Here is a 1473-nt window from a genome sequence, read left to right on the forward strand (position 1 = left end):
TTTTTTTTAGTGGTTTGTTGTTCGATCGTTTTGTGATCATTTTAGTGTGATGATTTGTTGTCTAGGAATTGTATTCGATAGGTGTTTAGCAGTGTTTTTGTTGTTAAGGGCTTAGGGTGGATGCCTTGGCACATGGGAGCGATGAAAGACGTGGGAGGCTGCGATAAGCCTCGGGGAGCTGTCAACCGAGCTGTGATCCGAGGGTGTCTGAATGAGGAAACTCACTGGGTAGGAATGCCTAGTACTCAAACTTTGTTTGGGGGCGTACGTAGGGAAGTGAAACATCTCAGTACCTACAGGAAAAGATATTCCGTTAGTAGTGGCGAGCGAAAGCGGAGGAGACCAAACCGGTTGTGTGTGATACTTGTCAGGGGTTGCATGATCGGTGTTGTGGGATGTTGTCGTACTGGTTCTGACAGGCTGGTGGCAAGTGATAAAACAGGGTGTGAGCTGAACAGGATTGAATGCCTGGCTGTAGAGGGTGATGGCCCCGTAGGTGTAAATGCTTTGTCTTGTTGATGATGGTCCCAAGTAGCACGATACTCGAGGAATTTCGTGTGAATCTGCCCAGACCGTTGGGTAAGTCTAAATATATCCATGTGACCGATAGTGGACGAGTACCGTGAGGGAAAGGTGAAAAGTAGTCCGGGAGGACAGTGAAATAGTTTCTGAAACCGTGAGCTTACAATCCGTCGGAGCCTTGAGGGGTGACGGCGTGCCTATCGAAAAATGAGTCTGCGAGTTAGTGGTATGTAGCGAGGTTAACCCGTGTGGGGGATCCGTAGCGAAAGCGAGTTTTAAAAGGCGTTTGAGTTGCATACTCTAGACCCGAAGCGGGATGATCTATCCTTGAGCAGGTTGAAGCAGGGGTAAGACTTTGTGGAGGACCGAACGCACCTAGGTTGAAAACTGGGGCGATGACTTGTGGATAGGGGTGAAAGGCCAATCAAATTCCGTGATAGCTGGTTCTCTCCGAAATGCATTTAGGTGCAGCGTCGGTTTTAGTTTCCAGGGGGTAGAGCTACTGGATGCTTGCGGGCCCGTATGGGGTACCAATAGCAGCCAAACTCCGAATACCTGTGAAGTGGTGGCCGGCAGTGAGTCAGCGGGGGATAAGCTTCGTTGTCGAAAGGGAAACAGCCCAGATCGTCGTCTAAGGTCCCTAAGCGTGTGCTAAGTGGGAAAGGATGTGGAGTCGCATAGACAGCCAGGAGGTTGGCTTAGAAGCAGCCATCCTTGAAAGAGTGCGTAACAGCTCACTGGTCTAGTGGTTCCGCGCCGACAATGTAGCGGGGCTCAAGCACACCACCGAAGACGCGACAATCAGTTTATACTGGTTGGGTAGGAGAGCGTTGTCTACTGGGGTGAAGCAGGCGTGGAAACGTTTGTGGACTGTAGACAAGTGAGAATGCAGACATGAGTAACGAAAGACGGGTGAAAATCCCGTCCGCTGGATGACTAAGGGTTCCAGGG

General features: G+C 50.4%; 1 rRNA gene. It reads left to right on the forward strand.

Going from position 1 to position 1473, the window contains the following annotated elements:
• Positions 1-93: 93 nt before the first annotated feature.
• Positions 94-1473: ribosomal RNA gene (locus tag G464_RS0108240) — 23S ribosomal RNA — on the forward strand; the annotation flags it as partial.

The sequence above is a fragment of the Alloscardovia omnicolens DSM 21503 genome, from assembly GCF_000420505.1.
Lineage (GTDB): Bacteria > Actinomycetota > Actinomycetes > Actinomycetales > Bifidobacteriaceae > Alloscardovia > Alloscardovia omnicolens.